Genomic DNA, 8,155 nt, shown 5'->3' with positions numbered 1-8,155 from the left:
CCCCGGAGGGCCCGTCACCCACGTGGCCCCCGACCAGAAGCCCCCAGCGGAGCGCCCCGCAAGGATGCGGGCATGGGTCCTCACATACGACACATGCGACACATACGGCGCGTACACGTACAGCGCGTGCGGTACGTACGGCACTGCCGCACCGCCCTCGTCGCAGCCCTCGCCTCCGTGCTCCTCACCCCGGTCCCCGCCGTCGCGGCCACCGCGGCCAGTCCGAGAATCCCGGCCGGAGCCACGACCAGACGCGTCCCGGCGGACACCGCCGACTGGACCGACTGGCACCTCCGGCAGGGCGCCACCGCCCACCACTCCTCCTCGGCCGACCCCACGGACACCGTCACCTGCCAGGCGCCCCAGGCCCCCGACCTGGCCACCCGGCTGGCCCAGGACATCCAGGCGGCCCTGTCGGGGAGGGACGGCACGGTCTCCGTGGCGGTGCAGGACGACTCCGGACTGACCTGCGCACGCGCGGGCGAGCGGCAGTACGACTCGGCGAGCGTCGTCAAGGTGCTGATCATGGAGGGCCTGCTCCGCCGCGCCGAGGAACTGGGGCGCCGACTCAGCCCGTGGGAGGAGACGAACGTACGCCCCATGATCGTCAGCTCCGACAACGACTCGGCCGTGCGCCTGTGGGCCGACCTGGGCCGTACCTACCTGACCGACTTCCTCACCCGCGTCCGCACCACCGCCACCCTCCTGGGCCCGGGCCGCTACTGGGGCCTCACCCGCACCACGGCCACCGACCAGCTGCGTCTGCTGGACGTACTAACGAACGCCCAGTCCTTCCTCCGCACCCGTGCGTACGGCCTGAAACTGCTCTCAGAGGTGCGTGCGGACCAGCGGTGGGGCGTCCCCGCGGGCATGCCGCAAGGACTGACGGCACACGTCAAGAACGGCTGGCTGCCCCGAGCCACCCATGGCTGGCGCGTCCACAGCATCGGCGCCTTCACGGGCGAGGGCCGCGGCTACCGCATCGTCGTCCTGTCCCACGACAACCCGACGATGGCGTACGGCGTGCGCACCATCGAGCGCATAGCCCAGGCCGTCCACCGGGGCCTGGGCCAGGGCCGCAGCCTCGGCACCGGCCAGGACCTCACTCCGGAGAGCGCGATCAGCGAGGAGTCGGACGGCTCGGCTCCGTACGAACCGCTGCCTGGCTGGGACGAACCGGAGCCGGACGCCACACCCTGACCGCCACGCCGTACAGCGCGAGGCCGACGGCAAGACCCGCCCCCGCCCCGAAGCACACGGTGGGAATCAGCTCCCAGGGCTTCGCGTCGGCCGACCAGTGGTCCCACCAGCGCGTCGCCCGCCGCACCGCGGCCACCGTCGCGCAGCCACCGATCACGGCCGCCGCCAGCCACCGGTCCCGTACGGACAGCACCGGGACCCCCACGGGCTCCGTGTCGTGCTGCCGCCGCAGGGCGACCACCACGAAGGCGGCGATCACCACCGCGGCGACCGCCGAACCGCCGTACTGCAGATACCAGTAGAGGGGGGAGCCCGCGATCTCCTCCCCGAGGACCGGAAAGACCCGCATGCCCCACCGGTCGAGATGCGTGAACGCGTCCCACACGACATGCGTCAGTGAACCGGCCACCGCGGACACGTACCACCACAGGGCCAGTGCGGGACGGACGCGGGCGCGCGGCGCACCGCAGCGCAGGAGTGCCCCGACCTGCCCCTGCCGGCGCCGTGGCAACAGAGCCACCAACGGCTCGCGCAGCACCAGCCAGGCACCCACGAGCGCCCAGGCGATCAGCACGTCGACCGTGAACACCCCGGTGAAGGAGTGCGTGAAGTCGCCGAACTCCATCGCCTCCGGCAGCACACTCGCCGCGTAGTAGGTCATGTCGGGCGCGAACGAACCGGCCACGAGCAGGGCCGGAACAAGTCGGCCGCGTCCGGTCCCGTCGGTGCGCACGGCCGGAAGGACGGCCGCGGCATGGCTGAGGGTGAACGGCAACGGGGCTCCTTGCGAACGACATTGACCGCGACTGACTGCGATTGATCGCGATGGACCGCGCGCGACGGCCTGGTGGGCCCCGAACGGTCCGGGCGATCCCTTGATCGATGACGCTCAGTATGCGGTCGGCAGTTCCCGTCCGTCCCGCATGCCTCCAGGACACCGGGGCAGGAGAAACGCGATGTGGCCAACCGGTGAAAAACGGGCACGAACGGGTGTCTGCGCAACGGAAGTTGTCGTAGGGTCGCCTGGGTCGCCGTACGGGGGAGTGCGGCCGGACAACAGGAAACGCGCGCAGCGCGGGCGATCGTCCACGGGAGGGGTTCACGCAATGGCGGCGCAATTCGGCAGGCGAGTTGTCAAGGGGGCGGCAACCACCGCTGTGGCCGCGGTCGCGGTCGCGGCGCTGTCCGCGTCCCAGGCGCCGGGCGTGACCGACACCGCACAGGGCAGACAGAACACCGGCTCCCAGCCCTCGTCCGACCCGGACGCCGACAACAGCGCCACCGGCAACTCGCCGTACTACACCGACCTCCCGCCGCTCAACAGCCCCACCCCGACGCCCACCACGGGCACCGGAACGCCGACCGGCACGGGTGAAACCGAGGCCGGCATACCCGCGACCGTCCTCGACGCCTACAAGAAGGCCGAGGCGGCGCTGGGCGAATCCAAGCCCGGCTGCAACCTGCCCTGGCAACTCCTCGCCGCCATCGGCAAGGTCGAGTCCGGCCAGGCCCGCGGCGGCCGTGTGAACGCCAACGGCACCACGATCAGCCCGATCCTCGGCCCGGTCCTCAACGGCATCGGCTTCGCGAAGATCACCGACACCGACGGCGGCGCGTACGACGGGGACACCACCCACGACCGTGCCGTCGGCCCCATGCAGTTCATCCCCTCCACCTGGGAGTGGGCGGGCCGCGACGGCAACGACGACGGCAAGAAGGACCCCAACAACATCTACGACGCGGCCCTCGCCGCCGGCAGCTACCTGTGCCGGTTCGGCTGGGACCTGTCCGACAAGGCCGACCTCAGGCGCGCGATCCTCAGCTACAACAACTCGACGCACTACCTGAACACGGTCCTGTCGTGGCTGGAGTACTACCGCAAGGGCACCCACGAGGTCCCGGACGGCACGGGCACGCTGCCCTCCGGCCGCAGCGACGACAACAACGGGTCGAACTCCTCCCCGACACCGACACCGACGCCCACCCCGCCGGGCACGACCCCGCCCAGCTCCCAGACGCCGGGCGGCGGCGGTTCCACGAGCCCGAGCCCGAAGCCGCCCACCACGACCCCGCCGCCGAGCACGCCGCCGACGACTCCCGCCACGCCCACCGACACGGTGGACCACCTGGAGGACGCGGGCACCGCCAAGCTCACCGCGACCGCGGGCGACGCCTTCGCCGAGAAGATCGCCATCCGCACCGAGACCGAGGCAGGCAAGGCCGTCGCGAAGGTCCGGGTCCGGTTCACGATCGTCGGTGACACCGACTCCGTCTTCACGGGCGGCGAGAGCGTCGCGACCGTCGTCACCAACAGCTCCGGCGTGGCCACCGCGCCCGCGCTCAAGGCCGGTGAGAAGACGGGCGACTTCACGGTCCGCGCCACCGTCGTCGGCCGTGCCGTCTCCGGCCTCGACTACAAGGCGACGGTCACCGCGCGCCAGGCCGACGCCCTCGCCCGCACCAGCGACACCGCGCTGACCTGCGTCGCGGGCGGCGAGTTCGCGGACCAGGTCGAACTGAAGGCCACCTACAAGGGTGCCGCCGCCGACGGCGTCGCGGCCACCGCCACGCTCATCAAGGCGACGGACGACGCGACCGCGAACGACAAGGGCCCCTACTTCAAGGACGCCGACGGCAAGACCGTACGGACCCTCGCGGGCCTCAAGACGGACGCGAACGGTCTGTTGAAGCTGCCGAAGCTGTACGCGGACGACACGGCCGGCACGTTCCTGCTCCGCGTCAACACCACCGGCGGCGCGACGCTGACGGTCGAGCTGAAGGTGACGGCAGCCCCCTCCTCCTCGCCGAGCCCCTCCGCCTCGTAGCCTCGCAGGCCTTCAGAACGGCGGCGCCTCTCCACTCGACAGGGTGGAGAGGCGCCGCCGTTCTGTGTGTGCAACGTGTTCTCATCTCGCCCGCCCGTTGCTACGGTGCCCGACCTGACGATGTATCAGCTCCGCCGAGCCGGGAGGCCCGCATGCGTGCCCTGATCGCCGCCGCGACCGGTCTCGCCGTAGCGCTCGCGCTTGTCCTCACGATCACGGCGATGGGCTCACCGGCAGGGAAGACGTCCCCCAAGCCGCTGCTCACCACCGTCCCCAGCCACCCGTGACGCACACCCCCAACGCACCGGGAGGGCCGCCGAGATGCGCCGCAAGGCCAGCCTGATCCTGCTCGCCCTCGCCGTGTTCTTCGCGGCGCTGTCCCCGCTGATGCGCTGGTACGCCTTCCCGCGCCTCGCCAAGATCCCGGCCGACCAGTACCAGGACATGGTCCTGGAGGCGAAGGACGCGACCCTCCTCGACTACGGCACGATGAAGGCCAAGAAGGTCGACAAGGTCACCATCGTGCAGACCCTCAAGGGCAACGTCGAGGCCTCCGAGAAGATCGAGAAGACCGCGGGCCGCGACGTCGTCGTCTGGGACGGCCTCTCCTACGTCCAGGGCCCCGACGGCAAGATGGTCTCCAAGTTCCCCGAGCGCTACATCTTCGACGCGCACACCCAGGAACCCGTCCACGCCACCGGCGAGATGGTCGACGGCAACCCGGTCAAACGCGAGGGCATCGAGTTCAAGTGGCCCTTCCTCACGGAGAAGAGGGACTACGAGTACTTCGACGCACAGGCCCGCATCACCGCGCCGATCCACTACGAGGGCGAGCGGGACTTCCGGGGCGTAAACGTTTACTACTTCGAGCAGACAATCCCCTGGACCAAGGTCCCCTTCCCGAAGATCATGCCCGTCGAAGGCATCACTCCGGAGTCGGTCGCCAAGACGGGCACGACCCGCTGGTACACCACGGTCCGCAGGTTCTGGGTCGAACCCACCACCGGGGCACCCGTCTACGGAGAAGAGATCCACAAGGAGGAGCTGCGCGGCGGCACCCTCCTCGGGGGCCGCGAGAAGGTGACCGCCTTCGCCGGGCACGTGAAGATGCGCGAGGACTACATCCGCTCGACGGTCGACCTGGTCAAGTCCCAGCGGCTGCTCGTCCTGCTGATGACCTCGTACCTGCCGTGGGGCTTCCTGATCCTGGGCGCCGGGCTGCTGTCGCTCTCCCTCTACCTGGAGGCCCGCAGCCGCCGCCCCGGCGATCCCACGCCTACGGAGACCCGCGAACCGGAACCGGTCAGCGCCTGAACCCGGGCCGCTCGGCGGAACCTGAATCGAGACCGCCCGTCAGCGCCTGAGACGCGCGTTCGTGTGCCGGGTCGGTTCCGCGGTCGCGGGGTCCTCGGGCCACGGGTGCTTCGGATACCGGCCGCGCAGCTCCGCCCGTACGCCCCGGTAGCCGTCCTTCCAGAAGGACACCAGGTCGGACGTCACGGCGGCCGGGCGGCCCGCGGGCGACAGCAGATGCACGACCACGGGCACCCCGGCGACGGCCGGTGACTCCCGCGCCCCGAACATCTCCTGCAACTTCACCGCCAGCACGGGCCGTTCGGGATCCGCGTAGTCGACCCGGATCCTGGACCCGCTCGGCACCTCGATGCGCTCCGGCGCCAGCTCGTCGAACCGGGCCGCCTCCCCGGACGCCCACGGCAACAGCCGGGCCAGCGCCTGCCCGGCGTCGATCCGCTCCAGATCGGCCCGCCGCCGGGCCCGGCCCAACTCCGGCTCCAGCCACTCGTCCACGCGCGCGTGCAGCGCGTCGTCCGACACATCGGGCCAGGGGGCACCGAGCCGGTGACGGAGGAACCCGAGCCGCTGCCGCAGCACCTCGGCGTCCCGGGACCACCGCAGCACCCCGAACCCCTCGTCCCTCAACCCCTCAAGAAGCGCCTCCCGTACGAGCCCGGGCCCGGCGTTCCGCAACGGCCGTACCGCCAGCTCCACCGCGCCCAGCCGCTCGACCCGCCGCGCCACGACATCCCCGTCGGCCCAGCGCACCTCGTCGCCCTCGCCGTACAGAGCCCCCGCCGCCTCGCGTGCGACCCCCTCGTCCACCACGGCCCCGAGCCGCACGCGCGCGTGCCCCGCACCGACGGGCCGGTCGGCAACAGCGACAGCGATCCAGGCCGCGTCCCGCAGCCCACTCCCGTCACCCACCTCGGCCCGAGTACCGGACACCATGAGAAAGGAGCCCCCTTGCCTCCGGGCAACCCGCTCGGGAAAGGCAAGAGCGGCGACGAGCCCGACGGCGTGATCGTCGCTGACCTGCCGCGCCCCGGGCATGCCGCCCCGGCCCGGAGTGCCCTCGCCAGGACCGCCCCGGCCAGGACCGCCCTCGCCAGGACGACCGCCCTCGCCAGGACCACTCCCGCCAGGACGGCTCCCGCCCGGACCGCTCCCGCCCGGACCGCCCCGGCCAGGACCGCTCCCGCCGGGAGCCTCCCCGCCCGGAGCCTTCCCGCTCGGAGTGTCGGCGCTCGGTTCCCCCGGGCGACGGTCACGGGTGGTGTGCGGGCGGGAGAGATCCCGCGCCGAAGGCGCGGGCGCCGACGCGGCCCGCAGCCGCCGAACCTCCGTACGCCACCGCCCGGCATACGCGTCACCCCCACGCCGCGCAGCCCGCAAGGCAGCGGCAAGATCATCCCCGTACTCCCGCGGCGGCTCCTCACTCAAGAGGGCAACCACCTCCGCGGAGCGCTCCGCACCCACGGAGCGCCCCGCGTCCAGCAACGCCCGCCCCAGCCGCGGATGCAGCCCGAGCCGCGACATCCGTACCCCCCGCTCCGTCGGACGCCCGTCGGAGCCCACCGCACCGATGGCCTCCAGAACGCCCCGAGCCGCCGCCATGGCGCCTCCCGGCGGCGGATCCAGCAGAGCCAGCCCCGAGGCGTCGGGATCGCCCCAGCAGGCCGCCTGGAGGGCGAACGCCGTCAGGTCGGCCACCTTGATCTCCGGCGCCGGGAAACGCGACAGCCGCCCGTCCTCCGCCTCCGCCCAGCACCGGTACACCGCACCCGGGGCCTCACGCCCGGCGCGCCCCGCCCGCTGCCGGCCGGCCGCCTGCGAGGCCCGTACCGTCGCCAACGCGCTCAGCCCCCGCGCGTGATCGACCCGGGGCTCCCGTGCCAGCCCGGAGTCCACGACCACCCGCACGCCCGGAACCGTCAGCGACGACTCGGCCACAGACGTGGCGAGGACCACCCGGCGCCGCGTACCCCCGGACAGCACCGCGTCCTGCACCGCGGCAGGCGCCCGACCGTGCACCTGAAGCACCTCGACATCACCGAGCCCGCCGAGCTGTCCGGCGACCCGCGCGATCTCCCCGACACCGGGCAGGAAGCACAGGACGTCCCCGTCGCGTTCGGAAAGCGCCCGCCGCACCACCGACGCCACATGCGTCAGCAGCACCGGGTCCACCCGCATGCCGTGCGGCGGCCGTACGGGGCGTCCAGGCGGCGCCCAGACCACCTCGACCGGATGGGACACACCCTGCGCCTCGACCACCGGCACCTCGCCCAGCAGCTTCGCCCACCCCTCGGCGTCGGTCGTCGCGGAGGCGGCGACCAACCGCAACTCGGGGCGCAGGGCGGCCTGTACGTCCAGCAGGAACGCGGCCACCGTGTCGGCGTCCAGATGCCGTTCGTGACACTCGTCGAGCACGACCACGTCGACGCCCGCCAGCTCCTGGTCCCGCTGCAGCCGTTGCAGCAGCACACCGGTCGTGACGACCTCCACGCGCGCGCGTGGCCCGACCACCCGCTCCCCGCGCACCGTGTACCCGACGCTCTCGCCGGCCTTCTCGCCCAGCAGCCACGCCATCCGCCGCGCGGCTGCCCGCGCCGCGATCCGCCGCGGCTCGGCGACGACGACCCGCCGTACGGGCCCGTCGCCGACCAGACCGGCGAGCACGAGCGGCACGAGGGTCGTCTTGCCGGTGCCGGGCGGCGCGACCAGCACGGCACCACCGTGCGCGTCCAGGGCCTCCCCCAGGCCGGGCAGCGCACCGCGTACGGGCAGGACGTCCAGAGCGTCGTAACGGATCACATGCTCAGTCTCTCCCCCAG

Annotated in this window: 6 protein-coding genes; 4 read left to right on the top strand and 2 right to left on the bottom strand. The window is 72.5% G+C overall.

Going from position 1 to position 8,155, the window contains the following annotated elements; all coding sequences use genetic code 11:
* The first annotated feature begins 93 nt into the window (after positions 1-93).
* Positions 94-1,200, top strand: coding sequence for a serine hydrolase (locus tag AOK17_RS39915; protein WP_107102621.1), 1,107 nt, complete (start codon positions 94-96; stop codon positions 1,198-1,200).
* On the opposite strand, the gene AOK17_RS39910 is transcribed toward AOK17_RS39915, so the two are convergent.
* Positions 1,121-1,975, bottom strand: coding sequence for a DUF4184 family protein (locus tag AOK17_RS39910; protein ID WP_055617521.1), 855 nt, complete (start codon positions 1,973-1,975; stop codon positions 1,121-1,123). The genes AOK17_RS39915 and AOK17_RS39910 overlap by 80 nt on opposite strands.
* Before the next feature lie 331 nt (positions 1,976-2,306).
* Here AOK17_RS39910 and AOK17_RS39905 point away from each other — a divergent pair, with 331 nt between their 5' ends.
* From AOK17_RS39905 to pgfA, 3 genes are all read left to right on the top strand, one after another.
* Positions 2,307-4,025: a lytic transglycosylase domain-containing protein gene (locus tag AOK17_RS39905; RefSeq protein WP_055617520.1), complete on the top strand. Its 1,719-nt coding sequence runs from the start codon at positions 2,307-2,309 to the stop codon at positions 4,023-4,025.
* Between the two features lie 152 nt (positions 4,026-4,177).
* Positions 4,178-4,312, top strand: coding sequence for an SPW_0924 family protein (locus AOK17_RS50425; RefSeq protein ID WP_107102620.1), 135 nt, complete (start codon positions 4,178-4,180; stop codon positions 4,310-4,312).
* 34 nt (positions 4,313-4,346) lie between these two features.
* Positions 4,347-5,339, top strand: coding sequence for a cell envelope lipid trafficking protein PgfA (pgfA, locus tag AOK17_RS39900; RefSeq protein ID WP_055617519.1), 993 nt, complete (start codon positions 4,347-4,349; stop codon positions 5,337-5,339).
* Positions 5,340-5,378: 39 nt separating this feature from the next.
* Here pgfA and AOK17_RS39895 read toward each other — a convergent pair whose 3' ends face one another.
* On the bottom strand, positions 5,379-8,135 hold the full coding sequence (locus tag AOK17_RS39895) for an ATP-dependent RNA helicase (protein WP_055617518.1): 2,757 nt from the start codon (positions 8,133-8,135) through the stop codon (positions 5,379-5,381).
* Positions 8,136-8,155 lie beyond the last annotated feature (20 nt).

The sequence above is a fragment of the Streptomyces phaeochromogenes genome (assembly GCF_001418655.1).
Taxonomy (GTDB): Bacteria; Actinomycetota; Actinomycetes; order Streptomycetales; family Streptomycetaceae; genus Streptomyces; species Streptomyces phaeochromogenes.
This window is presented reverse-complemented; position numbering and strand designations above follow the sequence as displayed.

What these genes read in the sequence shown, in the direction of transcription:
- AOK17_RS50425 (WP_107102620.1), top strand. Translation starts at nt 4,178, where the DNA reads ATGCGTGCCCTGATCGCCGCCGCGACCGGTCTCGCCGTAGCGCTCGCG.
- pgfA (WP_055617519.1), top strand. Translation starts at nt 4,347, where the DNA reads ATGCGCCGCAAGGCCAGCCTGATCCTGCTCGCCCTCGCCGTGTTCTTC.
- AOK17_RS39905 (WP_055617520.1), top strand. Translation starts at nt 2,307, where the DNA reads ATGGCGGCGCAATTCGGCAGGCGAGTTGTCAAGGGGGCGGCAACCACC.
- AOK17_RS39915 (WP_107102621.1), top strand. Translation starts at nt 94, where the DNA reads ATGCGACACATACGGCGCGTACACGTACAGCGCGTGCGGTACGTACGG.